The sequence below is a fragment of the Streptomyces sp. DT2A-34 genome, from assembly GCF_030499515.1.
Taxonomy (GTDB): Bacteria; Actinomycetota; Actinomycetes; order Streptomycetales; family Streptomycetaceae; genus Streptomyces.
In genome coordinates this window covers 8,794,894-8,821,429 of sequence record NZ_JASTWJ010000001.1, presented here as the reverse complement: position 1 = coordinate 8,821,429, position 26,536 = coordinate 8,794,894, and the positions used below count along the sequence as shown (strand labels likewise).

General features: G+C 69.0%; 22 protein-coding genes and 2 pseudogenes. 17 read left to right on the top strand and 7 right to left on the bottom strand.

Annotated elements, in window-relative coordinates; genetic code table 11:
• Positions 1-146: 146 nt before the first annotated feature.
• Together QQM39_RS39210 and QQM39_RS39205 are read right to left on the bottom strand one after the other, a co-directional pair.
• Positions 147-911 (bottom strand): pectate lyase, encoded by a 765-nt coding sequence (locus QQM39_RS39210; RefSeq protein ID WP_302003882.1) that lies wholly within the window; start codon positions 909-911, stop codon positions 147-149.
• A 153-nt stretch (positions 912-1,064) separates the two neighbouring features.
• A pseudogene (locus QQM39_RS39205) lies at positions 1,065-1,436 on the bottom strand (RICIN domain-containing protein); the annotation flags it as partial.
• Positions 1,437-2,184: 748 nt separating this feature from the next.
• On the opposite strand from QQM39_RS39205, the pseudogene QQM39_RS39200 reads away from it, so the two are divergent.
• A pseudogene (locus QQM39_RS39200) lies at positions 2,185-2,365 on the top strand (pyridoxal phosphate-dependent aminotransferase); the annotation flags it as partial.
• A gap of 59 nt (positions 2,366-2,424) precedes the next feature.
• Here the strand turns inward: QQM39_RS39200 and QQM39_RS39195 are convergent.
• The 3 genes from QQM39_RS39195 to QQM39_RS39185 all read right to left on the bottom strand — a co-directional run bounded on the left by QQM39_RS39195 (position 2,425) and on the right by QQM39_RS39185 (position 5,305).
• Entirely contained in the window at positions 2,425-3,408 is a 984-nt protein-coding gene (locus tag QQM39_RS39195) for a helix-turn-helix domain-containing protein (RefSeq protein ID WP_302002361.1), read from the bottom strand.
• Between the two features lie 470 nt (positions 3,409-3,878).
• Positions 3,879-4,412, bottom strand: coding sequence for a 2,4'-dihydroxyacetophenone dioxygenase family protein (locus tag QQM39_RS39190; RefSeq protein WP_302002360.1), 534 nt, complete (start codon positions 4,410-4,412; stop codon positions 3,879-3,881).
• 341 nt (positions 4,413-4,753) lie between these two features.
• Positions 4,754-5,305: an OsmC family protein gene (locus tag QQM39_RS39185; RefSeq protein ID WP_302002359.1), complete on the bottom strand. Its 552-nt coding sequence runs from the start codon at positions 5,303-5,305 to the stop codon at positions 4,754-4,756.
• A 216-nt stretch (positions 5,306-5,521) separates the two neighbouring features.
• Between QQM39_RS39185 and QQM39_RS39180 the strand changes: the two genes are divergently transcribed.
• Positions 5,522-5,980 carry an Lrp/AsnC family transcriptional regulator gene (locus QQM39_RS39180; protein WP_302002358.1) on the top strand — a complete coding sequence of 153 codons (459 nt, stop codon included), beginning with the start codon at positions 5,522-5,524 and terminating at the stop codon, positions 5,978-5,980.
• A 189-nt stretch (positions 5,981-6,169) separates the two neighbouring features.
• Here QQM39_RS39180 and QQM39_RS39175 read toward each other — a convergent pair whose 3' ends face one another.
• Entirely contained in the window at positions 6,170-6,715 is a 546-nt protein-coding gene (locus QQM39_RS39175) for a MarR family winged helix-turn-helix transcriptional regulator (protein WP_302002357.1), read from the bottom strand.
• A 313-nt stretch (positions 6,716-7,028) separates the two neighbouring features.
• On the opposite strand from QQM39_RS39175, the gene QQM39_RS39170 reads away from it, so the two are divergent.
• From QQM39_RS39170 to QQM39_RS39110, 13 genes are all read left to right on the top strand, one after another.
• Positions 7,029-7,532: a flavin reductase family protein gene (locus QQM39_RS39170; RefSeq protein ID WP_302002356.1), complete on the top strand. Its 504-nt coding sequence runs from the start codon at positions 7,029-7,031 to the stop codon at positions 7,530-7,532.
• 55 nt (positions 7,533-7,587) lie between these two features.
• Positions 7,588-9,039: a 4-hydroxyphenylacetate 3-monooxygenase, oxygenase component gene (gene hpaB, locus QQM39_RS39165; protein WP_302002355.1), complete on the top strand. Its 1,452-nt coding sequence runs from the start codon at positions 7,588-7,590 to the stop codon at positions 9,037-9,039.
• On the top strand, positions 9,039-10,484 hold the full coding sequence (locus QQM39_RS39160; RefSeq protein WP_302002354.1) for a fumarylacetoacetate hydrolase family protein: 1,446 nt from the start codon (positions 9,039-9,041) through the stop codon (positions 10,482-10,484). Before hpaB ends, QQM39_RS39160 begins: the two co-directional genes overlap by 1 nt.
• Positions 10,481-11,413 carry a 4-hydroxy-tetrahydrodipicolinate synthase gene (gene dapA / locus QQM39_RS39155; RefSeq protein WP_302002353.1) on the top strand — a complete coding sequence of 311 codons (933 nt, stop codon included), beginning with the start codon at positions 10,481-10,483 and terminating at the stop codon, positions 11,411-11,413. Before QQM39_RS39160 ends, dapA begins: the two co-directional genes overlap by 4 nt.
• The gene (gene hpaE / locus QQM39_RS39150; RefSeq protein WP_302002352.1) at positions 11,410-12,897 is read left to right on the top strand and encodes a 5-carboxymethyl-2-hydroxymuconate semialdehyde dehydrogenase; all 1,488 of its coding nucleotides are present in this window, start codon (positions 11,410-11,412) and stop codon (positions 12,895-12,897) included. Before dapA ends, hpaE begins: the two co-directional genes overlap by 4 nt.
• The gene (gene hpaD, locus QQM39_RS39145; protein WP_302002351.1) at positions 12,894-13,898 is read left to right on the top strand and encodes a 3,4-dihydroxyphenylacetate 2,3-dioxygenase; all 1,005 of its coding nucleotides are present in this window, start codon (positions 12,894-12,896) and stop codon (positions 13,896-13,898) included. Before hpaE ends, hpaD begins: the two co-directional genes overlap by 4 nt.
• A gap of 199 nt (positions 13,899-14,097) precedes the next feature.
• Positions 14,098-15,180 (top strand): helix-turn-helix domain-containing protein, encoded by a 1,083-nt coding sequence (locus QQM39_RS39140; protein WP_302002350.1) that lies wholly within the window; start codon positions 14,098-14,100, stop codon positions 15,178-15,180.
• 265 nt (positions 15,181-15,445) lie between these two features.
• Positions 15,446-15,679, top strand: coding sequence for a hypothetical protein (locus QQM39_RS39135; protein WP_302002349.1), 234 nt, complete (start codon positions 15,446-15,448; stop codon positions 15,677-15,679).
• A 17-nt stretch (positions 15,680-15,696) separates the two neighbouring features.
• On the top strand, positions 15,697-16,797 hold the full coding sequence (locus QQM39_RS39130) for an MFS transporter (RefSeq protein WP_302002348.1): 1,101 nt from the start codon (positions 15,697-15,699) through the stop codon (positions 16,795-16,797).
• 268 nt (positions 16,798-17,065) lie between these two features.
• Complete coding sequence (locus QQM39_RS39125) at positions 17,066-18,598, top strand: GMC family oxidoreductase (RefSeq protein WP_302002347.1); 1,533 nt, start codon at positions 17,066-17,068, stop codon at positions 18,596-18,598.
• Positions 18,595-20,034, top strand: a complete 1,440-nt coding sequence (locus tag QQM39_RS39120) for an aldehyde dehydrogenase (RefSeq protein WP_302002346.1) — start codon at positions 18,595-18,597, stop codon at positions 20,032-20,034. The genes QQM39_RS39125 and QQM39_RS39120 overlap by 4 nt, the downstream gene beginning before the upstream one ends.
• Before the next feature lie 227 nt (positions 20,035-20,261).
• Positions 20,262-21,782, top strand: coding sequence for a carboxylesterase/lipase family protein (locus QQM39_RS39115; RefSeq protein ID WP_302002345.1), 1,521 nt, complete (start codon positions 20,262-20,264; stop codon positions 21,780-21,782).
• A 532-nt stretch (positions 21,783-22,314) separates the two neighbouring features.
• A complete protein-coding gene (locus QQM39_RS39110) occupies positions 22,315-23,712 on the top strand; it encodes a PLP-dependent aminotransferase family protein (protein ID WP_302002344.1) in 1,398 nt (465 codons plus the stop codon).
• Positions 23,713-23,758: 46 nt separating this feature from the next.
• Here QQM39_RS39110 and QQM39_RS39105 read toward each other — a convergent pair whose 3' ends face one another.
• Entirely contained in the window at positions 23,759-24,157 is a 399-nt protein-coding gene (locus QQM39_RS39105; protein WP_302002343.1) for an ACT domain-containing protein, read from the bottom strand.
• 139 nt (positions 24,158-24,296) lie between these two features.
• Between QQM39_RS39105 and QQM39_RS39100 the strand changes: the two genes are divergently transcribed.
• Together QQM39_RS39100 and QQM39_RS39095 are read left to right on the top strand one after the other, a co-directional pair.
• A complete protein-coding gene (locus QQM39_RS39100; protein WP_302002342.1) occupies positions 24,297-25,472 on the top strand; it encodes a hypothetical protein in 1,176 nt (391 codons plus the stop codon).
• A complete protein-coding gene (locus QQM39_RS39095; protein ID WP_302002341.1) occupies positions 25,469-26,392 on the top strand; it encodes an MBL fold metallo-hydrolase in 924 nt (307 codons plus the stop codon). Before QQM39_RS39100 ends, QQM39_RS39095 begins: the two co-directional genes overlap by 4 nt.
• Positions 26,393-26,536 lie beyond the last annotated feature (144 nt).

Genomic DNA, 26,536 nt, shown 5'->3' with positions numbered 1-26,536 from the left:
TGAGGTCGCGCCCGTGGCGGGCGCCCTGTGCCGCGCCTCGCGACCGGGGCGGTCTCACCAGGCCCGGTGCCACACAATGCGGGCACGTGCGCGTGGTCACCCGGCCCGGTGTGGTCACCGGGCCGAGTGTGGTCACCGGGCCGGCATCACTTGTAGGTGATGTCCGAGGCGCTGTAGAGGCAGTGGGTGCCGTCCGACCCGGTGCCGAGGGACGATGGTTCAGCGCCGGTGTTGTTGCCCTTGAAGCGCTCGCAGATGGTGATCTTCCTGGCGCTGTCGCCGACGACCGTCACGCCCGAGAGGGTCGCGGTGTCACCGTAGTTGGCGTTGACGCCGACCAGGACCTTGCCGGGACTGGTCACCTTGACGTTGCTGATCACGGCGTGCCGCTGGTACTGCGTCTTGCAGTTGCCGCACATCCGGACCAGCTTGCCGAAGTTCTCGGCCTGGAAGTTTTTGACGGTGAGCTTTCCCTGGCCGTTGAACTGGAAGACCTTGTCGTCGGCCTGCCGCGCTCCGCCGCCGTCGACAACGTACGTCGCGGACGCGGACGTGCCCTTGAAGGTGGCGGCGTCCTCGCCGACGTCCTGCCACCAGACGTTGCGGAGGGTGCAACTGCCCAGGCAGTGGACACCGTCGGCGGCCGGGTCACCGAGTATGACGTTCTCCAGCGTGGCCCCGTCGGCGAGTTCGAAGATGGGGTCCTGGTCCTCGTCCTGGCTGTCGCCGCCAAGGGCGCCCGAGCCGATGAAGCGCTTCATGCCGCCGTTCAGCGAGGTCGGCACCTTGATGGTCGAGGTCACCGACTTGTCGCCCGTGGGCGTCGGCCAGGCGCCGAGGACGCCGCCCGCGGAGGACGCGGGGACGGAGGTGGTGGCCGCTGGGGTCTTGGACGCCGAGGGGGTGGCCACGGAGGTCTTGGTGGGCGTGGCGGCCGGGGGGACCGATGCGGAGGAGGGGGACGGGGAGGCCGGAGGAGTTGAGGCCGGCCTGGTGACCGGGCCCGTGACGGGCTCCAGTTTCCAGCTCTTGCTGAGCACCTTGTCGCAGGAGTTCTGCTGTGCAAGCCCGGCCTTCACGTTCAGGCACTTGCCGCTCTTGGCGTTGACCAGGTGGTAGGCGTCACCGACCGCGCTCAGCTTCCAGACCTGCGCGGACGTGCCGTCGCAGAGCTGCTGCTGGACCGCCTTGCCGGCGGAGGTGGAGGCGCCCTGCACCCCCGCGCACAGACCACTGAGCGCACTCTTCACCAGGAACCCGTTACCGGACTTGCTGAGCCGCCAGGTCCGCTGGGCGGCGTTGCCGGCGGCGCACTTCGCCCCGCCGAGCCGTACTCCGCTCTTCGCCGTGGCGGCGGGCACTTCAAGACACGTGCCGTTCGCGGCGTTCACCAGTCGGTAGGTACCCGCGCCGGGCCCGGAGGCGGATGCCGTCATCAGCACTCCGCCGACGACCGCACCTCCTGTCAGGGCGGTGGCCAGTGCACCGATGAGAACGGTGCGTCGAGGGTTCGTTCGCCTGCGTCGTGTTCTGCGCAGGGTTGCTCTTGTGCTCACGCGATGACTTTCATTCAGAGGTACAGGAAGTCCCATCGCCCCTCTGTTGCCACAGTCCGCACAAAGGTTGCCCCCTGATCCGCACTTTGTGCGCACCGTGTGCGCACAAAGTGCGGGCCTCTTTGACTCTTATCAGCGCAATTCGCCCGCGCACCCGCTCCCCCGGCCCGCCCGTCGATCCCGATCTCGCCGGCCTGTTCGAGCCCGTACGCGCCAGCACGCCCCGCTAACCGGCGTTGTCCAGCATGACGGCAGGCCGCACACCTGCCGGACCCCGGACGCGGCCAGGCCACGTTCGGCGGATCCTTCCGCGATGTCGATCAGATTGATCCGTCCCAGGACCTCTCCGCCCGCGCCGGTGTCCAGCAGTACGTGGAGGCGGTGCAGCCCCCGGCAGCCAGCTCTGCTCGGCGAGCAGGCCGGCGTGACGTGCGTCGAAATCCCTTACGGCGGCGCACGAGAATCAAGTGGAGGGCGTGCCAGGACGGCGCACTACCGCCGTGGGTGGCGGAGGTGGACGTACCGGTCGCCGAGCCGGTGGCACCGGCAATCCACAGCGCGGTGGAGTGCGGAGATACCGGATATACGGCTTGTACTGCCGAACGCCTGCCCGTCGTGCGTCCGATGCCCGGGCCAAGCCAGGTAACTGGCCTGGGCGGACCGCCGGAATCTGGGTCCTGGCGACACACCCGGCGGCCGTCTTCCTGGAGCGAGGCCGGATCGCTCTCAACTCCGGGGTGACCTTGAGGCCCCGCGGAGCGGGGTTTGTCCGCATGAATCTGGCCACCTCCCCGGAGATCCTGACCGAGGGGTCCGCAAGATGGCCTCCGCGCCGTGTGCCTATCGACTCGAATCACATCGCGAGAGGTCAAACGTTGCCTGATGCGCTCCTGGTGGCCTCCGCACGGGCCTCACTCGGGGTCATACCGAATCTCGCGCGGAAGAGGCGAGCGAAGTGAGCCTGGCTGGAGAAGCCCCACCGGTACGCCAGGTCGGCAATGGTGGTCTGCCGTCCTCCCGGAACGGTGAGTTCCCGGTGCGCCGCTACCAGTCGCCGCTCCACGATGTGCCGCATGGGAGACCTGCCGGTGGACTCGAAGATCCGGCCCAGGTGCCGTACGGAGATACCCAGGACATCAGCGACCTGAGCCGCGTCCAGGCCCGGGTCGTGCAGATGCCTGTCGATGTAGTCCTCGGCGACTATCAACTGCGAACGGTAGGCATCGGGCCCCGGCCCGCCATCCGTCCGTTCCGCCGCGAGCTGCGCGAGCAGGTCGAGCACGGCCCGCTCGACGCAGGCGGGATCGTTGGCCTGCCGCGACTCCACCGGCCCGCCGACCGTGGAACGCAACGCGGCGACCAGCGCCCCCTCCCGCACCGTGGATCTGCCGAACACCATCGCCCCGGGCAGTTCGCCCGCGAGGCAGGTCTGACCGAACAGCTCGCGCGGGATGTCCACGAGGATCTGGCGCATCGAGGAAGAGAACCCGAACAGATACGGCCGGCGCGTGTCGTAGACGACAAGCTCACCCACCGTGACCGCCAGGCAACCGTTCTCGTGCAGGAACACTGCCTCACCCTTGAGCAGCAAGCTCGCAAACACCGAGTCCTTGGGTGTGGCTCTGACCGTCTGTGAGCTGCGCTCGATCACGTGTGCGTTCCCGGTGATCTCGGCCACCCGCAACCCGGCCAGTTCGATGTTGGTCTGCCTGGCGAGGAGCCCTTGCTCTGAATAGGAGGTGCAGGACAGGCCGACGAGTGCCTCGCGGTTGTAGTCCTCCCAGAAGCGAATGCGCTCCGAGGGCGCAACGTTCTCAGTCGTGACTTGGGAGATCACGGAGACGGCGGACATACGACGGCTCCTCGTGTTCCACGCCTGGGGGCACAGCTTAAGTGACCTACCACAGGCGAGGAAGTCACCGTCCATGAACTCGATGGCGCCGGTCACGTACGAGGCTGCGGACGTGCACGTGACCGCCTCTGTGGCAACTGCACACGGCCGCCGAGCCGCTCGGCCGGGGTGCGGGCCACTGGTTCAACGGGTAGGCGGACGACAGCCCGAGCACGTCGCGTCGACGCCCAGTTCGGCGAAGGCACGGCGATTGCGCCGCCGATTCCCGACGCACCTGCGTCCACGAACGCCCGGCGGTCTCCGAACAGGCGGAGCACGAAGCCTTCGGTCACCTTCCCTGCACCCCAGTCACACCAGGACCTGACCCACTCTTCGCCGTGCCACAGCGCCTCGGACCCGGCGGGTACCACGTGCCTGGGAGGGATCGTCGGGCTGACGATCCCTCCCAGCGTCTGCGCCATCGGCAGCGGTCAACGGAACAAGGAGTCGACGTAGTCGGCGCCGATCCCGACCTTCTCGTAGTGCTCGCGGCACATCTTGATGTAGTCGTGCACGTCGAAGAAGCCGTCGGCCTCACCGTTCTCGTCCAGCCACACGAGCGGGCCCTTGACGATGAAGAACGTCTTCATCGGCTCGCCGCTGTCGTAGGCGACCAGCGTGTGCCCCTCACCGGGCGACTCGTAGACGAAGTCGCCGGCGGTCGCGGTCCAGGGCCGCTCCAGGTAACCCCACTTGCCGGAGATCGTGTAGGCGAACACCTCGTGCGGGTGATAGTGCCGGTTGACCAGCCCTGCCTCCTTGGCCCGCAGGATGTCGGCCCAGCTGTTGTCCTTGACATTGATCCACAGCGGCCGGGAGCCGACGGTGTCGGTGAACGGGACGTAGTAGCGGTCGTCGTCCGTAGCGACCTTCGACAGATACACCTCGGGCAGGGCGTCAGGGCGCAGGGAGTTCTCGATCGGCTTGAGGTTCTTCCAGAACTCACCGGCAGGCATATCGGGCATGTGAACAGCCCCCTTCAGTCGGATTTCCCGGAAGTGAATCCCGGCTGGGGTGGTGCCGTCTTTCCCGTGGCGGACCTGCCTGTTTGCAGATCCCGGACACTCGGCATGACGGCCTCACCTTCTGCTGTCGCAGTCATCTACCGGGTGAACCGGAGCAGGGAACGTAGACATGGTCCGGTAAGCCGAACCGCCGACCGATGGTTGTGCGGACGCCGTCCAGGACAGCGCCGACGCGCGTGACTGATACCCGCCGTCCGGTGCCGCTTTCGGGCGGATGCGGACGGCGGATCGTGCGTCGCGAGTGTCCTTTACCGTTGCCGGACGTCCGGGCTGTCGCGTGCTCAGGCAAGCGTGGTGACGACGTCCACCGGGTTGACGAGGGTGTCGCGGATGGGCGAACGGCTCTCGACGAGAGAGATCAGCTCTTCGAGCTGCTCGCGGGTGGCATCGGGGGCCTCGATGTGGACACGGACGCGCAGCTGCTGCACACCCGGCCGGATTGTGGTGTCGATGCCGAGGAACCCGCGCAGGTCGATGTCGGCTTCGAGGTCCAGGCGGAAGCTCTTGAGCTCGATGCCGCGCGAGGCGGCGTTGGCGGTGAGTGTGACGGTGTAACAGCCTGCCAGCGCCTGCAGAACATACTCCGCGGGCGAGACCGCGGTGTCGGTGCCCAGCAGCGCGGTCGGCTCGTCGCTGCTCATCGTGTACTTCGCCACGCGCTTCTCGTCGCGCTCGCCGCCCTGCGTCAGAGCGCCGGTCTGTGCCTTGATCCGGAAGCCGCCCTGCCACGAACCGTCGACAGCGAAGGTGACCTGGCCGAGTTCGGGAGTGGCCCGAACGGCGTCGATGGTGTCCTGCAGAGCCTTTACGTCGATCTCGTTGACTACGGACATCAGTATCGGTTCCTCCGATTGGCGTGGGGTTCTCAGGGGTGAGCGACCGCCGCCGTCGCGCCGCCGCTCAGGGCTGAGAACTTTGTCGCGGCGCGGCGCACACTTCGCCTCCGAAGAAGCAGTCGGCCGCGTCGACTCTCGAAGACGAGACTAGGCAAGATTTGACCGTTATATTTTTGCCTTCTTTGCTGCCAGCCGGACAGATTGGGGAGAGGGTTGCTTGTCGACCGCCTGGATCGCGAAATTCTTGCGGAGCTCCAGAAGGACGGCCGCCAGACGATCACGGAACTGTCGGAGAAGGTCCGGCTGAGCATCTCCCGTTGCCAGCGGCGACTGCGTGAGCTGGAGCGCGCGGGCGTGATCCGCGGATACAAGGCGGTACTGGATCCGGAGGCGGTGGGGCTCGGCTTCGAAGCACTGGTCTTCGTGACGCTGCAGCGGGAGGACCAGTCGACGCTGGCGGCCTTCGACGAGGCCGTCGCCGCCATCCCCAACGTTCTGCAGGCACAACGCCTCTTCGGCGACCCCGACTGCCTCCTGCACATCGTGGCCGCCGACCTCGCCGACTACCGAAAGCTCTACGAAGGGCAACTGACCAGGCTGCCAGGTGTGCAGAAGCTGACCTCCACCATCGTCATGAAGCAGATCGTCGAGGCGCGCCCACTCCCCACCTGAGACGACGCCGGCCACTCGGCTCGGTACGGAATGAGTGGGGCGAGGAAGAGGGACGCGCCCGTCAGGCTGCGGTTTCGAGCGCACGCGCCGCGAGTGTCGTCGGCTCTGGTCGGCGGCTTGGACGGCGAAGCAGTCGCCGTCCGCCGGGAAGGGCACACGACATTGGCTCGTCGCCCCCGGGAACCCCCCTCAGGTGCGATGCCGGACGTCGAAGTGCGCGGAGTGCGCGGTCAGCTTGCCGAGCAGCTCGATGAGGGTCCGCTGCTCGCCTTCGCTGAGTGCGCCCGCCCACTCCTGTTCACGTGCGTTGTGCGCCTGGAAGGCCGTGGTGATCGCCTGCAGGCCGGCTTCGGTGAGGCCGAGCTGGACCGCGCGCCCGTCGTAGGAGGCCCGTTCCTTGCTCACCAGACCGTCCCTTTCCAGCGTGTTCACCAGCGCCGACACGGCCGCCCGGCTCATGCCGGACAACTCCGCAACCTTCTTCGCCTCGACCGGGCCCGACAGCCAGATGGCGAACAGCACTCGGAAGCCGGGCCACGACCAGCCGCGAGGCCGGTGCACGGCGGATTCGAGGTCGTACACGAGCATGTTGGCCGCGCGATGGAGGGTGAGTACGAGCCGCATGGCAAGCGGGTTGATGCCGGGGAGTTCCCGGGAGGCCCGGTCGACGGCGTGGTCGATGAACGACCAGAAGTGCAGGTGGTCGGCGTCCAGCGGTTCCGGTTCCTGGGTCACAGTCGGAGTCTAGGTGGGGCGGTGTCACGGACCGCACCCAGGAGGCAGACGCCCGTCGACGCGTCTGCCCGGTTTCCGAACGATTAAAAACCTTCGCCCGAGGGCTTCCCCGGAGATGCCGAGAGGGGTACGGTCGCCAATTAATCAAAGCATTGATTACACGCTCTGAGTAGCATTCGTCCCGTTTTGCCCTCTGGGCCTGTCAGGGGACAGGTCTCCCCCTGGCCGTGCGTCCTGATGTGCGGCCGCCCTGGCCGTTCCTCCCCCGTCGACAGGGACGGCGCGGTGGGCGATCGATCCCAAGGAACCTCCTATGCCCGAAGCACTCGCTCCCCCCAGCCCCGGCGCGCTGCGTGCCTGTATGTCGCGTTTCGCCACCGGCGTCACGGTGGTGTCGTACGCGACCGACAACGGTCCGCGGGGCGCCACCATGAACTCCTTCACGTCCGTGTCCACCGAACCGCCGCTGGTTCTGGTCAGCGTCGCGCGCCGGGCCCGCTGCCACGACCAGCTGGCCGACGGGCCCTTCTGCGTGAACATCCTCGGTGCCGAACAGGAGCAGTTGGCCCGGTTGTTCGCCGGGGCCCCGAGCACCGTGGAGCCCCGCTGGGCGCAGGGCGCGCGGGTCCCCCGGCTGGCCGACCCGCTCGCCTGGGTGGAGTGCGAGCCCTGGCGCTCGTACGACGGCGGTGACCACACCCTCGTCCTCGGCCGCGTCACCGGCCTCGGTCATCGCGACGGCGACGCCCTGACCTACGCCTGGAGCCGTTTCGGTTCCACGACCGAGTCCACCGACGGCATCGAGCACCTCTTCTGAAGCCCCTCCGACCGTCCCATCCCCTGCTGAAGCCCCACACCCCAGGAGAACGACCATGGCCGCACGCACCGGCAAGGAATTCCTCGAGCGCCTCTCCCAGTCCCGCCCCACCGTGCACATCCAGGGCGAGACGCTCACCGAAGGAATCCAGGAACACCCCGCCTTCCGCAACGTAGTGCAGACCTACGCCGAGCTGTACGACCTCCAGCACAGCGACGAACACAAGGACGTCCTGACCTACATCTCCCCCACGTCCGGCGAACCGGTCGGCACCTCCTTCCTCACCCCGAAGGCCCCGGACGACCTCGTCAAGCGCCGAAAGGCGTTCAAGGTGTGGGCCGATCACAGCAACGGCATGCTCGGCCGCACCGGCGACTACATGAACAGCTCGCTGATGGCCCTTGCCTCGGCCGCCGACTGGTTCGCCCAGGCCAACCCCGACTTCGGCGAGAACATCCGCCGCTACTACGAGAAGGCCCGCGAAGAGGACCTGCTGTGCACGCACACGCTGATCCCGCCGCAGGTCAACCGGGCCGTGGCGGGTACCCAGCAGGCGGGCGGCAAGCTCGCGGCACGCATCGTGAAGGAGGACGACAACGGCGTGGTGATCCGTGGGGCACGCATGCTCGCCACCATCGCCCCCTTCGCCGACGAGATGCTCGTCTTCCCATCCACGGTGCTGCGTGGCACGCCGGAGGACAAGCCGTACTCGTACGCCTTCGCCATCCCCAACGACACCCCCGGCCTGCGCTACATCGCCCGCGAACCCCTCGACTACGACCGCCCGCGGCACGACCACCCCCTCGCCTCCCGCTTCGAGGAATCCGACTGTGTGGTCGTCTTCGACGACGTGCACGTGCCCTTCGAGCGCTGCTTCGCCCTCGGCGACGCCGAGCTGTGCAACGGCTTCTACTCCCAGACGTCCTCCGTGGTGCACATGACCCACCAGGTCGTCACCCGCACCACCGCCAAGACCGAGTACGTCCTGGGGTTGGTGTCACTGCTCACGGACGCCATCGGTATCGAGCAGTTCCAGCACGTCCAGGAGGACATCGCCGAGATCATCACCACGCTGGAGACGCTGCGCGCCTTCCTGCGAGCCGCGGAGGCGGACGCCGAGGTCAACGAGTACGGCGTCCTCACCCCGGCCTGGGCCCCGCTCAACGCCGCCCGCAACCTCTACCCCAAGCTCTACCAGCGCTTCCCGCAGATCCTGCGCAAGCTCGGCGCCTCCGGGCTGATGGCCACCCCGACCGAGCTCGACATCACCGGCCCGGCGGCCGCCGACATCGAGGCCTACCTCCAGTCGGCCACCCTCACCGGCCCCGAGCGCGTGAAGCTGTTCCGTCTGGTCTGGGACACCTGCATCTCCGCGTTCTCCAGCCGCCAGGCGCTGTACGAGTACTACTTCTTCGGCGACCCCGTCCGGATGGCCGGCGCGTACGTGAAGTCGTACGACCGCGAGCCGTACAGGGCGAAGGTCCAGGCGTTCCTGGAGCGCTCCTGATGACTCACCCCCTGGGGAACCCCCCGTCGAAGATCATCGCTGTCCATCTCAACTACCCCAGCCGGGCGAAGGAGCGCGGCCGGATCCCGGCGCAGCCCTCCTACTTCCTCAAGCCCTCCTCGTCGCTGGCCGGCACCAGGGAGGCCATCGTCCGCCCGGAGGGGTGTGAACTTCTCGGGTTCGAGGGCGAGATAGCCCTGGTCATCGGTAGTCGGGCCCAGCGGGTGAGGCCGGAGGACGGCTGGTCCCACGTGCGGTGGGTGACCGCCGCGAACGACGCCGGGGTCTACGACCTGCGGTATGCCGACCGCGGCTCCAACCTCCGCTCCAAGGGCGCCGACGGCTTCACCCCGATCGGGCCGCGGCTGCTGGATGCCCGCCAACTCGACCCGGACGCGCTCCGGTTGCGTACCTGGGTCAACGGCGAACTCGTGCAGGACGACACCACCGACACGCTCCTCTTCCCCTTCGGACAGCTCGTCGCCGATCTGTCGAGACTGGTCACGCTGGAGCCCGGGGACGTGATCCTGACGGGCACTCCGGCCGGCGCGTCCGTCGTCTCTCCCGGCGACACGGTGGAGGTGGAGGTCACCGGCAGCGGGCAGTCAACCGGGCGTCTGCACAACCCCATCGCCACCGGGCCCGGCCTGGAGACGTACGGTGCGATGCCGAGGACGGACGCGGCCGAACGCGAGGCCGCCTACGGAGCCGCGTTCACACCCGATCCGCTGCTCGACAAGCGCATCGAGGACGGACTGCGTTCGGTCGCGGTCGCCACGCTCAGCGCGCAGTTGCGGGGGCGCGGGCTGCCGCACATGTCCATCGACGGGGTACGTCCCACACGGCCGGACATGAAGATGGTCGGCGTCGCCCACACGCTGCGCTACCTGCCGCTGCGCGAGGACCTGTTCAAGCGGTACGGCAATGGCATGAACGCCCAGAAGCGGGCCGTAGAGCAGCTGCGGCCCGGCCATGTGCTGGTCATGGACGCCCGCCGGGACACCTCGGCCGGCACCCTCGGCGACATCCTCGCCCTGCGCGCCCAGCAGCGCGGCGCGGCCGGGGTGGTCACCGACGGAGGCCTGCGCGACAGCGTCGCCGTCACCGAACTCGGGCTGCCCGTCTACCACGGCGGAGCCCACCCCTCCGTCCTCGGCCGCCGCCATGTGCCGTGGGACACGGGGGTGCCGATCGCCTGCGGCGGAGCCCTCGTGCAGCCCGGCGACCTGCTGGTCGCAGACGCGGACGGCGTGGTCGTCGTACCGCCCGAGCTGGCCGAGGACCTGATCACCGACTGCCGGGAGCAGGAACAGCGCGAGCGCTTCATCACCGAGCAGGTGCGCGCCGGACACGACATCGACGGCCTCTATCCCCTCGGTCCCGACTGGCACGAGCTGTACGAGCGGTGGCGCAAGCAGCAGAGCACGCAAGGAGAGCACACATGAAATTCCGCAGCGACCCATCCGCCATCCGCGGATCCATCGCCCCCGTCGTCACCCCCTTCACCGCGGACGGAGCCGTCGACCACGACAGCCTGCGCTCACTGATCCGCTTCCAGCTCGAGTCCGGTTCGCACGGCATCTCGCTGGGCGGCTCCACCGGCGAGCCCAGCGCGCAGAGCGTCAGCGAGCGGATCGCCGGCATGCGGACGGCGGTCGAGGAGATCGGCGACCGCGTCCCGTTCCTGCCCGGCACCGGCTCCCACAAGCTCGATGAGACCCTCGAACTCACCGCCGCCGCGGCGGAGCTGGGCGCCGACGCCGCGCTTGTCATCACGCCGTATTACGCGCGCCCCACACAGGAGGCGCTGTACCAGTGGTACGCGACGGTGGCCCGGGAGTTCCCGGACCTGCCGATCGTCGCCTACAACGTGCCCTCGCGCACGGCCGTCGACATCGCACCCGAGACGGTGAAGCGCCTGTTCACCGACTTCGAGAACTTCGTCGGCGTGAAGGAGACCACCAAGGACTTCGAGCACTTCTCGCGAGTCCTGCACGCCTGCGGGCGCTCACTGTTGGTGTGGTCCGGCATCGAGCTGCTCTGCCTGCCCCTGCTCGCGCTCGGCGGCGCGGGGTTCGTTTCAGCCGTCGCCAATCTGGCGCCGGGTGCCGTGGCGCGGATGTACGAGCTGTGGGAGGCGGGCGATTTCGACGGAGCCCGCGATCTGCACTACCGCCTCCACCCGCTCGTCGACCTCTTGTTCGTCGAGACCAACCCGGCGCCGGCGAAGTGGGTGCTGCACCAGCAGGGACGTATCGCGTCGTCTCATGTCCGCCCGCCGCTCACCTCCCCCACCGACGCGGGGCTGACGAAGATCCGCGCATTGCTCCGCGAGGGCGGAGACCTCACCCAGCAGATCGGAGCCGCGCAGTGAGCGCCACCCCTGAGCATCTTCCCTCCGTGATCCCGCACTGGATCGGCGGTGCCCTCGTCGACGCCGCGGACGGACGCACCTTCGACGTCGCCGACCCGGTCTCCAACACGGCCTACGCACAGGCCGCACGCGGCTCCGCGACCGACATGGACCGGGCGGTGGCAGCTGCCCGTGCCGCGTTCCCGGAGTGGGCCGGGCTGTCCAACCGGGCACGTGCGGGTGTCCTGTACCGGATCGCCGACGCCGTCGAGGCCCGTCATGACCGACTCGCCGCCTTCGAGTCGTACGACTCCGGGCTGCCGATCACACAGGCCCGCGGTCAGGCGCGGCGCGCGGCCGAGAACTTCCGCTACTTCGCAGACGTCATCGTGGCCCTGGGCGAGGAGGCGTTCCGGCAGGGCGACGACCAGTTCAGCTATGTAGTGCGGACGCCGGTCGGGGTCGCCGGACTGATCACTCCCTGGAACACCCCGTTCATGCTGGAGAGCTGGAAGCTCGCCCCGGCGCTGGCCGCCGGCTGCCCGCTCGTGCTGAAGCCCGCCGAATGGACCCCACTGTCCGCTTCGCTGTGGCCGGAGATCTTCGCCGAGGCCGGCGTCCCGGACGGCGTGGTCAACATCGTGCACGGCATCGGCGAGGAGGCCGGCCAGGCCCTCGTCGACCACCCGGACGTGCCGCTGATCTCCTTCACCGGCTCCACCGACACCGGCCGGCACATCATCCGCTCCTCCGCCGAGCACCTGAAGACGGTGTCGATGGAGCTGGGGGGCAAGTCACCGGTCGTCGTCTTCGCCGACGCCGACCTCGAAGCCGCCCTGGACTCGGTCGTGTTCGGGGTGTTCTCCCTCAACGGCGAGCGCTGCACGGCAGGTTCACGTGTCCTCGTCGAGCGCCCGCTCTACGAGGAGTTCACGCGCCGGCTGGCAGAGCGGGCCGCGAACGTACGCGTCGGGCTTCCTTCCGACCCGGCCACCGAGGTCGGCGCGCTGGTCCACCCCGAACACTACGAGCGTGTCCTGAACTACGTGGAGATCGGCAGGAAGGAAGGCCGTCTCGTCGCCGGCGGCAACCGCCCCGACCACCTCGCCGACGGCAACTACCTCCAGCCCACCGTCTTCGCCGAGGTCGAACGCGACGCCCGTATCTTCCAGGAGGAGATCTTCGGGCCCGTCGTCGCCATCGCCCCGTTCGACGACGAAAACGAGGCCGTGGAGCTCGCGAACGCCACGCAGTTCGGTCTGGCCGCCTACGTCTGGACCTCGGACATCAAGCGCGGCCACCGCATCGCCCACGCCGTCGAGTCCGGGATGGTCTGGATCAACTCCCACAACGTCCGTGACCTGCGCACCCCGTTCGGCGGGGTCAAGGCCTCCGGTGTCGGCCGCGAGGGCGGCGCCCACAGCATCGACTTCTACACCGAATCGAAGATCGTCCACGTCGCCCTCGCCGAGGTGCACACTCCCCGCTTCGGAGCCACATCATGACTACCTCGAACGCCCCGGACGTCATCCGGTCCGCCTACGCCCAGCTCGCCGTCACCGACCTCGGCGCCGCCCGCTGGTTCTGGGTGGACATGCTCGGCTTCTACGTCCAGTACGAGGACACCGAGTCGCTGTACCTGCGCGGCACGGACGAGCTCACCCACCACTCCCTGGTGCTGCGCAAGGGCGACATCGCCGCCCTCGACCACATCTCCTACCGCGTCCGCACCCCCGAGGACGTCGACAAGGCGGAGAAGTTCTTCACCGACCTCGGACGCCCGGTCAAGCGGCTGAAGAAGGGCGAGGGCACGCACGGTATCGGCGACGCGGTCCGCGTCATCGACCCGCTCGGCTTCCCCGTCGAGTTCTTCCACGAGATCGAGCGCGCCGAGCGCCTCATCCAGCGCTACGACATCCGCCACGGCGCCGAGATCGCCCGCCTCGACCACTTCAACATCTGCACCCCCGACATCCCTGCCGCCTATGCCCACTACAAGTCCCTCGGCTTCGGCTGCTCGGAGACCATCGAGGGCGACGAGCACGAGCTGTACGCGGCCTGGATGTACCGCAAGCAGACCGTCCACGACGTCGCCTTCACGGGTGGTGCCGGGCCGCGCCTGCATCACCTCGGTGTGGCGACCCACGAGTCCCACCAGGTGCTGCGCGCGGCCGACATCTTCGGCTCGCTGCACAAGGAGCACCACATCGAACGAGGCCCGGGTCGGCACGGCGTCTCCAACGCCTTCTACCTCTACCTGAGGGACCCCGACGGCCACCGCGTGGAGATCTACACCTCGGACTACTACACCGGTGACCCGGACCACGAGACGTACCGCTGGAACGTACGCGACGACCGCCGCCGCGACTTCTGGGGCAACGCCGTCATCGAGTCCTGGTACAAGGAGGCCACACCGGTCCTCGACCTCGACGGGCACCCGCAGCCCGTCACCGACACCGTCCTCGACGAGTCCGCCGTCCAGGTCGGCGCGGACGGCCTCGGCTGATGCCACGTGCGCGGGAGGGGGCCCGGCGATGCTTCGCGTCCCTTCCGGAACCCCCTCCCGCGCGCCCTCGACGCACACGGGATCTTCCTATACACCCCATTCATCGCACTTTATAAAAACCGGATACGGCAGTTAGTATCCGGCGGCACGCCCACCGGCCGGCTTGCCGCAGGGCCCGCAGAGGAGACCCATGCCCTCGATGACGACTCCGTCGGACGCGACCTCCCCAGGACGCTTCGAGTTCTGGCGGGAAGTGGTCGGCCAGAGTTTCGTGCCGCTGGAAGCACTGCCGCGCGAGGTTCCCGACTTCCACGCCACCCTGCACACCGCCCAGCTCGGCGCGGTGCAGGTGTCGGTCGTGGACGCCGATCCGCACGGCGTCGCCCACACCGGTAGGCACATCGCCTCCGACCCGGCCGATTTCGTCAAGGTGAGTCTTCAGCTGGCCGGGCAGTGCATGCTGACCCAAAAGGACCGCCAGGCCCTGCTCAAGCCGGGCGAGCTGGCCGTCTACGACACCCGGCATCCGTACACGCTCGACTTCGACCAGCGGTACCGCACGCTGGTGCTGATGTTCCCGCGGGTCATGCTCCGGCTGCCCGAACGCGATTTGACCCGCGTGATCGCGACCACCGTGCCCTGCAGTGACGGGCTGGGGCCCGTGGTGTACCCGTTCCTGCGCGGGCTGGCCGGGCAGGTGCGGCAACTGGACGCCCTCGGCACCCACCGGCTCGCGGACAGCGTGGTGGACCTGGTCGGCGCCATGCTCTCGGACCGGTGCGGGGTGCACGTGGCGCAAGAGGACGACGGGCGGGAACTACTGGCCCGGCGCATCCTCAGTTATATGGAGCAGCGGCTGTCCGACCCCGGGCTCGGCCCCGACCGGATCGCGGCCGCCCACCACATCTCACGGCGCTTCCTCTACAAACTGCTGGCCGAGCGGGGATACACGGTCTCGGGCTGGCTCCGGGAGCGCCGCCTCGCCGAGTGCCTGCGCGACCTCGCCGACCCCGCGCTCGCCCACATGCCAGTCGCCACCATCGGAAGCCGCTGGGGCTTTCCCGACCCCGCCCACTTCAGCCACGCCTTCAAGAGCGCGTACGGCATGAGCCCGTCGGGCCGGGCGCACCGCGCTGGGCGCCTAAGGACCTGTCCGGCCGATCATGACCGCAAACGCGGGGTGCGGCACGCGCATCTGCCGCGTTGTCGTCGGCTGCCGACTCCCTCACGCTCGAACAAGCTCGCGCCGAGGGGCTCCTATCACCCTGCTCACCAGCGCTGATGTGACGCCGTCGCTGCCTGTCGTCGTAGGACACCCGAACACGGTGGATCTGTCGATCGTGCCCGCCGCAGCAAGGGCCGGTGCACCATCACGCAAGCAGGAGTGGGCCGCCGAGGTGCACCCTCCGGTCGTGAGAGAGAGCCGCACACTGCTCACGGGCCCGCTTCGCGGGCGGCAGTGAGCGGCTCCCGCAGGAACATCCACAGACACGGAACGGGCTGACGTCCCGGCCTCCCCCCAGGGCCGGAGGGCGGCATCACTGCGCTTGTCGAGAGCCCCATGCTGGTTCTTCTCCCCACGGCACCCTCCCTTCCTGCCGCTCGGCGGCGCCGGCCCCGACGCGCGCCGCTACGAGAACAAGTTGCTCGTCATCCTGTTCCTGGGCTTCGGCCTCGTCTTCTTCGACCGGCAGGCACTTCTCTTCCTCGTCCCCTTCATCAGTGAGGAAATCCCCTCTCGAACACCGCTCTGGGCACGCTCTCCGGAGTCCTCGCCCTGACCTGGGCCCTGTCCGGAATGGTCTCCGGGCGCCTGTCCGACCGGCTCGGCCGTCGCAAGCCCGTGATCATCATCGCGGTGGTGCTCTTCTCCTGCTTCTCGGCGTCGAGCGGGCTGGTCGCCGGGTTCGGCGCACTGCTGGCGGCCAGGGCGCTGATGGGATTCGCGGAAGGTGCTGTACTGCCGGTGTCGCAGTCCCTGATGGTGGAGGGGTCCCAGGAGCACCGGCGCGGTCTGAACATGGGACTTCTGCAGGGATCCTCGGCCGGGCTGCTGGGCGGCATCCTCTGTCCGCTCGTGGTGGTGTGGATCGCCACGCAGTACACCTGGCGACTGGCGTTCGTCATCACCATCGTCCCGGGGCTGTTGATCGCCCTGTGGATCTGGCGGTCGGTGCGTGAGGAGCCGCCGGGCGGCCGTGTGACGACGGAGCCCGCGGTGGAGGCCAGGGACGCCGGGGCCAAGCCGACCGTCGGCAGCATCCTCCGGCAGCGCAACATCATCCTCTGCGTGCTGATCGCCTGCGCGTACATGACCTGGTTCTTCGTCATCATCACGTTCGCGCCTGTCTACATGACCTCGGTCAAGGGGTTCTCACCCGCGACGATGAGCGGCGTCGTGACCTGCCTCGGGGTGGCGTGGGTACTGTGGGGCTTCGTCACACCGGGGATCTCGGACCGGTTCGGCCGCAAGAGCACACTGATCGTCTTCACGGTGTTGGCCGCGCTCTGTCCCCTGGCCGTGGTGTACGTGAGCAGCCCTGTGATGCTCGGCGCAGTCGTCGTGCTCACGTATACGGGCCTTGGCTGCTTCACCCTGTTCATGGCGACCATTCCCGCGGAGACCGTCCCCCGCGGCGCGCTGGCGACCGCCCTGGGCCTGGTCATGGGCATCGGGGAGCTCGCCGGCGGTTTCCTCGCTCCGGTGATCGCCGGGTGGGCCTCCGACAACTGGGGGCTTCAGACGGCCATGTACATCTCGGCAGCGGGTGCCGGGCTGGTCGTCCTGCTGGCCCTCGGACTGAAGGAGACGGCTCCCGCCGTCCTGCGCAGGAAGGAGGCGGCGGCGGTCCGCGACGGCGCTGCGGAGCGCACCAGGAGCGCATCCGCCGTTTCCTGACCCGCCCGCTTTCCGCGACTCCCGCGACGGCCAGGACCACCGAGGTGGTCCTGGCCGTCGCGTGCTGCTTCGGACGAGCTGTTCGCCCGCGCGGGCCAGCCGGTCGCCCGCCCCAGCTGCCAGGTCGCCCACAGTCCCGTAAAGGCAACGCGCAACCGGCCAGAGGGCTGGTCCGACCCGGCCGTACACAGCCGTTCGTGCCCGCCTCCACAACACTCCGTGCACCGCGACACAAGCAGGGAGCCCGTCCGCCTGTGACCCTCCCGTCATGCGAGCAACACACACCGTTTACGACCACATCGTGGTGGGCGCCGGCTCCGCCGGCTGCGCCCTCACACGCAGACTCGTGGATGCCGGCCGGACCGTCCTGCTGATCGAGGCGGGCGACCGGGACGACAACCCGGCCATCCACGACCCAGGGCGACTGTGGGAGCTGTGGAACTCCCCCCAGGACCACGCGTACACCACCGAACCCCAACGGCACGCCTCCGGAACCCAGGTCTTTTGGCCGCGAGGCAAGGTTCTCGGCGGCTCCAGCGCCCTCAACGGCATGATCTACGTCCGCGGCCACCGTGCCGACTACGACAGCTGGGCCTACCAGGGAGCGGCCGGCTGGTCGTACGACGAGGTGCTGCCGTACTTCAAGCGCTCGGAGGACTTCGAGGACGGCGCGTCGTACTACCACGGTGTCGGCGGCCCGCTGCCCGTCAGCCGGAACCACTCCCCCAACCCTGTCACCACCGCCTTCGTCGAGGCCTGCCAGGACTACGGGCTCCCGTACAACGACGACTGCAACGGCCAGGACCAGCTCGGCGTGAACCTGCTGCACCGCAACATCCGCGCCGGCAGGCGGGTCAGCGCGTGGACCGCCTTCGTGCAGCCGGTGCTCGACAGTCCGCTGCTGACGGTGATGACCGGCGCGGCGGTAACGCGAGTCCTGGTGGACGGCGGCCGGGCTCGGGGCGTCGAGCTGCTGCGCGAGGGCCGTACGGCGGAGATCCGCTGCGAAGGCGACGTGATCCTGTCCGGCGGCACCATCGGATCGGCCCAGGTGCTGCTGCTCAGCGGCGTCGGGCCGGCGGACGAGCTGCGGGCACTCGATATGGAGGTGACCTCGGATCTGGCGGGCGTGGGCGCCAACCTGCACGACCACACCCTCGCTCCGGTCGTGTGGGAGTCGGCGCGGCCGGTGCCGCAGGGCACGGCCAACAAGCTGGAGGCCCACTACTTCGCCAAGTCCGACCCCGCACTTGCCGTGCCGGACCTGCAGCCGCTGATGTCCCACGTGCCGCTGCCGGTGCCCGACATGACCATTCCGGAAGAGGGGCACGGCTTCTCAGTACTCGCGGGGACGATCCGTCCGCTCAGCCGGGGCCGCCTGTGGCTGCGCTCGGCCGACCCCACCCAGGCTCCCGCCCTCGACCCCGCCTACCTCTCCGAGCCGTCGGACCTCGCGGCCATGGTGAGAGCCGTTCAGCAGGTGCGGGAGATCGGCGAGGAGAAGTCGCTGGGCGACTGGCGGGCCCGCGAGGTCGCACCCGGACCGTACGTGCGTACGGACGCGGAGGTGGCCGCGTACATCAAGCGGACGCTCCTCAGTTATCACCACCAGGTGGGCACCTGCCGTATGGGCATCGACCGGATGGCGGTCGTCGATCCGCAGCTGCGCGTCCACGGCGTGGGCGGGCTGCGTGTCGCTGACGCCTCCGTCATGCCCTCCGTCACCTCCGGCAACACCCACGCACCGGCCGTCATGATCGGCGAGCGCTGCGCCGACTTCATCCTGGGAGTACAGCTGTGACCACCAACACCCTTCTCATCGGTGGCGAGTGGCAAGCCGCGGCCTCCGGAGCGGAGTTCGAGACCCTGGACCCGGCGACGGGGCAGGCCCACGCCCGGGTTTCCCTGGCGGGGGCCGTGGACGCCGACGAGGCCGTACAGGCCGCTCGCACTGCCTTCGAGAGCCCGGAGTGGGCGGGCCTCACCCCGGCCGCCCGCGCCCGGATCCTGTGGCGCATCGGTGACCTCATCGAAGAACACGCCGAGGAACTGGCCGAGTTGGAGACGCGCGACCAGGGCCAGCCGCTCGGTGTCTCCATGGCGGTCAGTGTCGCCGCTGCGGCCGAGCACTTCCGCCACTACGCCGGCTGGGTCACCAAGATCTACGGCGAGACGGCGCCACTGTCCTTCCCCGGTGTGCTGCAGTACACCAAGCGCGAGCCGGTGGGAGTGTGCGCGCTGATCACCCCGTGGAACTTCCCGCTCATGATTGCGAGTTGGAAGATCGCACCGGCCCTTGCCTGCGGGAACACCGTGATCGTCAAACCGGCGGAGCAGACCCCGATGACCACGGTGCGGCTCGTCGAGCTGTGCCGGGCGGCCGGTGTGCCGTCGGGCGTCGTCAACCTGCTGACCGGAGGCCCCGAAGCGGGCCGGGCCCTGGTCGAGCACCCCGGCGTGGACAAGGTCTCCTTCACCGGTTCGACCGAGACCGGCAGGGAGATCGTCCGGGCTTCCGCGGGCAACCTCAAGCGGGTCTCGCTCGAACTCGGCGGCAAGGCACCGAGCCTCGTGCTGCCCGGCGCCGATCTGGACGCGGCCGTGACGGGCTGCCTTCAGGGCGCGCTCCTCAACAGCGGCCAGGTGTGCGCCGCCTACACCCGGTTTCTCGTCCACCGCTCCCTCGCCGACGAGTTCGCCGAGCGCTGCACCAAGGCGGTCTCAGCGATGCGGCTCGGCGCGGGCAGCGCGCCTGACACCGAGCTCGGCCCCCTGGTCACAGGCGAACACCGTGACCACGTCCACGCGCTGGTCCGCAGCGGGGTCCAGGAAGGCGCCCAGTTGCTCGCCGGCGGTGCACCCGTCGACGACCTGCCGGGCTTCTTCTACCAGCCGACCGTGTTCACGGGCGTACGGGACGACATGCGCATCGCCCGCGAGGAGATCTTCGGCCCGGTGCTGTCCGTCCTGCCGTACGACGACGAGGACGAGGCGATCGCCCGTGCCAACGACACCGAGTACGGCCTGGCGGCGGCCGTGTGGACCCGTGACGTGGGCGCGGCGCACCGCGTGGCGGGCGCCATCCGCGCGGGCACGGTGTTCATCAACATGCCCAACCCGGTGGATGCCTCCGCGCCCTGGGGCGGGTTCAAGGCCAGCGGCTGGGGCCGGGAGATGGGCAGGGGAGCCATCGACGCGTACACGGAGGTCAAGAGCGTGTGGACCTCGCTCGCCTGAGGTGCCCGCCCGTCGGCGGACAGGCAGGTCCCGCCGGCTCGACCGTCACGTGCCTGACGATGACGCGCGGCCCGACCGCCTGTCCGCCCGGACGAGAATCTCGTCGCCACCGCGGCCCCGCGACCAAGAACCATGCGGCCGCCCGGGGCCCTGAAGAACCACACAACCGACGTCTGGTCCCTGTACAGCGACCGCATGGCGGTCGGCAGAGCTCAACGAGGAGTGTCGTGACCACAGAACCGTCTTCCGACGTCGTCACCGTGGCAGGTGTCGTGCGCGGCCGCCGCGAGGAGGGTCTCGCGGTCTTCCGGGGCATCCCGTTCGCCGAACCCCCGGTGGGCGGCTTGCGTTTCGCCGCGCCGCAGCCGGTGCGCCGCTGGGAGGGCACACACGAGACGTTCGAGTTCGGGCCCCCGCCTCCGCAGGAGCCGTTGAGCCCCGCCATGCCCGCTCCCATCGATGCGACCGGCGGAGAGGACTGGCTCACTGTCAATGTCTGGACACCTGATCCGGACCCGGCGGCGAAGCGCCCCGTGATGGTGTGGATCTACGGCGGTGCCTACCGGTTCGGTTCCGTCGACGACCCCGCCTACGATGCCAGCCGACTGGCCCGGGACGGGAATCTCGTCGTGGTGACCTTCAACCACCGAGTCGGCATGGAGGGGTTCGCCCGCATCGAGGGAGCACCGGCGAACCGCGGACTGCTCGACCAGGTCGCCGCCCTGAAGTGGGTGCGGGAGAACATCACCGCCTTCGGCGGCGACCCCGACCAAGTCACCTTGTTCGGCGAATCAGCCGGCGCCGGGTCCATCGCCTCGTTGCTGGCCATGCCGAGAGCGCGGGGCCTGTTCCGGCGGGCCATCGCACAAAGCGTGCCCGGCACCTTCTTCTCCGACGAGCTGGCCGCCGACATCGCCACCGCCCTGGCGGGCGAGCTCGGGCTGCGTCCTACGGTGGGCGACCTCTCGGCGGTGGATCCGCACAAACTGCCAAGGGCGGGCCTCGCCCTCGGCGCCCGGATGAATCAGTACGCGGATCGCTGGGGACCGATCGCGCTCTCGTCGTCGCCCTACTCCCCCGTGGTCGACGGCGAGGTCCTGCCGACCACACCGTGGCAGGCACTCGCCGATGGCGCCGCGCGCGATGTGGAGCTGATCATCGGTCACACCCGGGACGAGTTCCGGCTGTTCATGGCACTGGGCGGGCTTCTCGGTCAGGTCGGTGAGGAACTGGCGGTCGCCGCACTGCGTACCTTCGGGCCGGGCGCGGACCCCGGGCACGCCTACCGCACGGCCTTCCCGGATGCTCCGGCGGAGCGCATCTTCGAGCTCGTCCAGTCCGACTGGCTCTTCCGCATGCCCTCGCTGCACCTCGCGGAAGCCCAGGTGGCAGGAGGCGGCCGGGCCCACCTCTACGAACTCACCTGGGCCGCACCGGCGAACGGCGGTGCCCTGGGCGCCTGCCACGCGTTGGACATCCCGCTCGTCTTCGGCACGTTCGGCGGTCTCGGCGGACAACTGATCGGCCCCGCGCACCTCGACGAGGCCGCGGCCCTCTCCGGCCTGGTCCGCGCCGCGTGGACCTCCTTCGCCACCACCGGCGATCCGGGCTGGCCCGCCTACGACACCGAGCGCCGTCCGACGCGCATCCTCGACACGGAGCCGATGACCACTACCTACCCGGAGGAAGCCTCTCGCCGCCTCTGGCAGCACCACGTGTTCAACGCGCTTCCCCTGATCGCCTCATAGCCCTGCCTCACTCATCCCTGCCATTGAGAGTTGCTCAACCTGAATTCCTGGTCATGGGGTGGCGTGGGGAGGGGCTGGGGTCCTCTTGCCGGTCGTGGGTGTGATCAGTGGCAGGCGATCGGAGCGCGCCGGGGATCTCAACCTGGGATGGCCAAGCGCTGTTCGACCGGGGCGGGGCAGCGTCGGGCGTCGACCAACTCGCCCCAGACGGCCTTTCCCGCCCAGTCGTCGAGCGGCGGTAGCCCCACTGGGTGCTCAGGTGCTACGCCTGTCGGCGGCATGGGTGGGGTCCTCCAGGCGGGCCGAAATCCAGGGAGGATGTCGGCCGTGAGGTCCTGAGCGTGGACATGTTCACGATCCTCCTTCCGTCTCTTCATCGTGAGCGGCGCGGCCGGCCCAGCCACGTTGGTCAAGTGGTGGCAGTACGTTGGGAGTGGACACCTCCTGATGGCTACTAAGGGTGAAACTCATGAGACCACCTTCTTCTGCCGGCGCCCCACGCGAGCGGCGGCGCGGGACACCGAGCCTCCTCGTGCCAGTCGCTCTGGAGCGGGCCTCCGGGGAGACGCTCACCGACCAACTCGTCGCCTCGCTGCGCGACGCCGTTCACAGGGGGCTCCTGCCGACCGACACCCGTCTGCCGTCCACGCGCACGCTCGCCGACGAGCTCTCCGTGTCACGGACCGTGGTCGCGGCGGCGTATGCCCGGCTGGTCGACGAGGGCTATCTGGAGGGCCGCCATGGATCGGGAACGTACGTGCGCACGCTCAACGAGGCGGCACGGCACGGCAGTGCCGCGCCACAGCCGTCCGAGCCCGTTCCTTCCCCGACCACGGCCGACATTGCCCGCTTCACCTTCCGGACCGGTGTCACCGCACCGGATGCCGCACCCGAAGGATGGGGGCGCGCGCTTCGGGAGGTGGCCCGCACCACGCCGCCCAACCGATACCTCGATGCCCAGGGCGAGCCGCCGCTGAGGGCCGCCATCGCTGCGTATCTGGCCCGTTCCCGGGGACTGACCGCGGAGCCGGAGAGCATCGTGGTGACGAGCGGGGCCACCCAGTCACTGGACCTGATCATGCGGACACTGGTGTCCTCCGGCGACAAGGTGGCCTGCGAGGAACCCGGACATCCGGGCGTGCGGGCGCTGCTCGCCTGCCACGGTCTCACCGCGGTGGCTCTGCCGGTGGACAACGACGGGGCCCGCCCCCAGGACCTCCCCCGGGGCCGGGGCCGCCCGCGTCTTGCGCACGTCACCCCGTCCCACCAGTTCCCGCTCGGCGTCCGGATGACCATCGGACGCCGTCTGGACCTGGTGGCCTGGGCTCGCGAGGAGGACGCCTTCATCATCGAGGACGACTACGACAGCGAGTACCGCTTCGACGGGCCGCCCCTGCCCACGCTGACCGGCCTCGATCCCGAGCGGGTGCTCTACCTGGGCACCCTGTCCAAGACCCTCACCCCGGCCATTCGCTGTGGCTACCTGGTGGCCCCCCGAGACATGGCCCGCCGCATCACGCGGCTCAAGGACCTGTGCGACGGGCCCCTGTCGTGGCCGGTGCAGCAGACGCTCCTCCACCTCATCGAGTCAGGCCGTCTGGAACGGCATGTCCGCCGGACCCGCCAGCGCTATGCCGCCGCCCGGGCCGCCTTGCGCGGCGCTCTGGCGCCCGTCCAGGACGCCGTGACGCTCACCGGCATCGAAGCCGGTCTTCACGTGGTCCTGTGTCCAAGAGCCGGGCTGAGCGCCGAGCGCATCGCCGAACGGGCGCGGGCGAACGGCGTGAGCGTGACGACCCTGGCCGACTTCTACACGGGCCCGGACAAACCTGACGGTCTCCTCCTGGGGTACGCAGGCATGTCGGAGGTCGAACTGGTGGAAGCCGCCGAGGTGTTGGTGCGGACCATCAGCGACCTCGACGAGGACTAGACGTTGCGGGAACCGACCGGCGGGGACGCCGTCTGACCCACCACTGTCAGCGCTGCGTGGTGGGTTCGCCGTCGTTTCCGACCACCGTGTGTCCCGCGGCTCGCAGGACGGTGGTCGCGTCCGTGAACCGTGCCTGTGGCACGAGCACGAGGTCCGAATGGAAGGTCGAGGCGACGAACACGGGAATGCCGGCCGATCCGAGTGGCCCCACGACGGCGGCCAGCATACCGGGGAGGTCCAGGTCGTGGGGGTCGTCGCCATAGAGACCAATCCAGTACTCGGGTCCCTCGGTGGCGTCCGGCGGCGCATGGCGGATGACGGTCAGCCCTTCGGGAGCCCGGACGGCCGCGAACCAGGAGTCGTCGGCGGGTGCGGACCGGTCGGGGAGATGATCGATAAGAAAGGGCGGCGGCAGGACCAGAAGCCGTCTGCTCGGTGTGGTCATGGCGGGAGAGTACGTGGCGTTCACCTCCCACAACACACCCCAAGTGGACTCTTTGACTATCTGCATAGTGGCCGTTTGTTCATGTCCACTTCCGCTGTAACGTCACTCATGACGACGCCACGGCAAAGGAATGCGCCACATGACAGGTATCCGACTGGCCGACTACGAAGTCGACGACGAACTCGGCTTCCTCCCCGGCGCCGAACCGTTGCGCGTGCTGCCGAAGGAGTACAGCGAGTGGGACGAGATCGGTGCGTCCCTGCCCAAGTTCTTGATCATGGGCCGAGGCCGCGACCTGCTACGAAACGTACCGCCGCTGGACACGACCAACCTGCGGACGACCGCCGAGCTGGAGCGGGCGATGCTTCTGCTCTCCTACTTCGGCCACGGCTACCTCAACGACACCGACCCGCCGGCCCGGGTCCTCCCCGCCAACGTCGCCGTGCCCTGGCACGCCGTCGCCACCCGGCTGGGTCGCCCGCCGATCCTGTCCTACGCCTCGCACCAGTACCACAACTGGGGCCGCTTCGACCCCTCGCGCCCGGTTGAGCTCGGAAACCTCACGCGCCTTCAGGACTTCCTCGGGGGCATGGACGACGACTGGTTCGTCATGGTGCATGTGGCGATCGAAGCGGCCGCGGCCCCAGGCCTGCGGGCCATGGTCCAGGCTCAGGACGCAGCCCTCGCCGGCGACGACGCACTCCTCGCCGAACGGCTGCTCAACGTGGCCGCCAGCCTTGGTCGCATGCAGCGGGCCCTGGACCGTATGCCCGAGCGCTGCGACCCGTACGTCTACTACAACCGTGTCCGCCGCTTCCTCTTCGGTACCAAGAACAACCCGGCCTTCCCCGAGGGTCTGGTGTACGAAGGCGTCGCGGAGTACGGCGGAAAGCCGCGGCAGTTCAGCGGCGAGACCGGGGCGCAGAGCGCCGTCATCCCCTTCCTCGCGACAGCTCTCGGCATCAAGCACCAGGACGACCCGCTGAACGACTACATGCTGTCCCTGCGGGACTACATGCCGCCGAGGCACCGCGCCTTCATCGAGACCGTGGGCCCGCGCGCCGACATCCGCGGTGCGGTGCTCGACCGCCGTACCCCCGCCGCCGTCGAGGCGTACAACGCGTGCATCGCGGCGATGCACGACTTCCACCAACGGCACCTGCGCTATGCGGCCATGTACGTGCACAAGCAAGGCCAGAAGTCCACCTCGAACTCCAATGACACCGGCACCGGGGGCACACCCTTCATGAAGTACCTCAAGCTCCACCTCGACAACATCACCGCGCACGCGATCGAGGCCGGGCGAACTCCATGACCACCCTCACACCCGCCCCTCAGCGCGTCCTCCTCGACAGGCTCGACGAACGAGTCTCCGTCTTCCGGGTCAAGGACGAGGTCGACGCCTTCGCCATCCGTACGGACCGCTTCGTCGCACTCATCGACACCCTCAGCACGCCGGACCTGTGCCGGGCGGTCCTGAGTGAGCTCGAACCAGACCTGCGCGACCGCCCGCTGATCGTCGTGAACACACACGGCGACTGGGACCACGTCTGGGGCAACGCCGCCGTCGAGGACCGCGCGACGATCATCGCCCACGCGTCCGCGGTGGACCGGCTCCGCTCGCCGCAGGCAGCTGCCGTCCTTCAGGAGAAGGCGGCTGCCGAGGAGCGCTTCAACACCGTTCGTATCGTCGAGCCGACGGTCACGTTCACCGACACTCTGACCCTTCACGGTGGGGACCTCACCCTGCGGCTCATCCACACTCCTGGCCACACCGACGACCACACCGCGGTGTGGATTCCCGAACTGCGTCTGTGCATCGCCGGGGACGCCGCCGAGGACCCGATTCCGGAGGTGACCAGCGCGCACCCCGAGGACCTGCGGCGGCTGCGCCTGTCGCTTCGACGCCTGCAGGCTCTGCGGCCGTTGACAGTCCTGCCGTCGCACGGCGAGACGACCGAGCCTCAGGTGCTGGAGCGCAACCTCGACTACTTCTCCCTCATCGAAGACCGCGTCCGCGCGCTGTCGCCCGGAAACGCCGACCCGTTCGAAGCACCCGGACTCACTTTCACGGAATGCGTCGGGGGCACCAGGCCGCTCGCTGAAGGCCTCCAGGCCTTCTACTCGATGTGCCACCGCAAAGCGCTGCTCGCCACTCTCGACCAGGAATCTGCCGACCGCCTGCTTCAGACGTCCTCCGGCCTGGCCGACCCGACGGACGCGGCGACCGCGTGATCGTCATCGAAGAAGATGCCGGTTTGACGGACCCCACGCCCCGGACACCACTGCACGGGCTCGACGTCCACTGGATCCACGGATCGCCGTCGCCGGAAGCACAACGCAGACCCCGAGATACAGACCCACGCCCATGACGAGCAC

What these genes read in the sequence shown, in the direction of transcription:
- QQM39_RS39105 (WP_302002343.1), bottom strand. Translation starts at nt 24,157, where the DNA reads ATGACCACACCGAGCAGACGGCTTCTGGTCCTGCCGCCGCCCTTTCTT.
- QQM39_RS39095 (WP_302002341.1), top strand. Translation starts at nt 25,469, where the DNA reads ATGACCACCCTCACACCCGCCCCTCAGCGCGTCCTCCTCGACAGGCTC.
- QQM39_RS39185 (WP_302002359.1), bottom strand. Translation starts at nt 5,305, where the DNA reads ATGTCCGTAGTCAACGAGATCGACGTAAAGGCTCTGCAGGACACCATC.
- QQM39_RS39130 (WP_302002348.1), top strand. Translation starts at nt 15,697, where the DNA reads ATGGTCTCCGGGCGCCTGTCCGACCGGCTCGGCCGTCGCAAGCCCGTG.
- QQM39_RS39190 (WP_302002360.1), bottom strand. Translation starts at nt 4,412, where the DNA reads ATGCCCGATATGCCTGCCGGTGAGTTCTGGAAGAACCTCAAGCCGATC.
- QQM39_RS39125 (WP_302002347.1), top strand. Translation starts at nt 17,066, where the DNA reads ATGCGAGCAACACACACCGTTTACGACCACATCGTGGTGGGCGCCGGC.
- QQM39_RS39170 (WP_302002356.1), top strand. Translation starts at nt 7,029, where the DNA reads ATGCCCGAAGCACTCGCTCCCCCCAGCCCCGGCGCGCTGCGTGCCTGT.
- hpaB (WP_302002355.1), top strand. Translation starts at nt 7,588, where the DNA reads ATGGCCGCACGCACCGGCAAGGAATTCCTCGAGCGCCTCTCCCAGTCC.
- QQM39_RS39160 (WP_302002354.1), top strand. Translation starts at nt 9,039, where the DNA reads ATGACTCACCCCCTGGGGAACCCCCCGTCGAAGATCATCGCTGTCCAT.
- dapA (WP_302002353.1), top strand. Translation starts at nt 10,481, where the DNA reads ATGAAATTCCGCAGCGACCCATCCGCCATCCGCGGATCCATCGCCCCC.
- hpaD (WP_302002351.1), top strand. Translation starts at nt 12,894, where the DNA reads ATGACTACCTCGAACGCCCCGGACGTCATCCGGTCCGCCTACGCCCAG.
- QQM39_RS39140 (WP_302002350.1), top strand. Translation starts at nt 14,098, where the DNA reads ATGACGACTCCGTCGGACGCGACCTCCCCAGGACGCTTCGAGTTCTGG.
- QQM39_RS39195 (WP_302002361.1), bottom strand. Translation starts at nt 3,408, where the DNA reads ATGTCCGCCGTCTCCGTGATCTCCCAAGTCACGACTGAGAACGTTGCG.
- QQM39_RS39100 (WP_302002342.1), top strand. Translation starts at nt 24,297, where the DNA reads ATGACAGGTATCCGACTGGCCGACTACGAAGTCGACGACGAACTCGGC.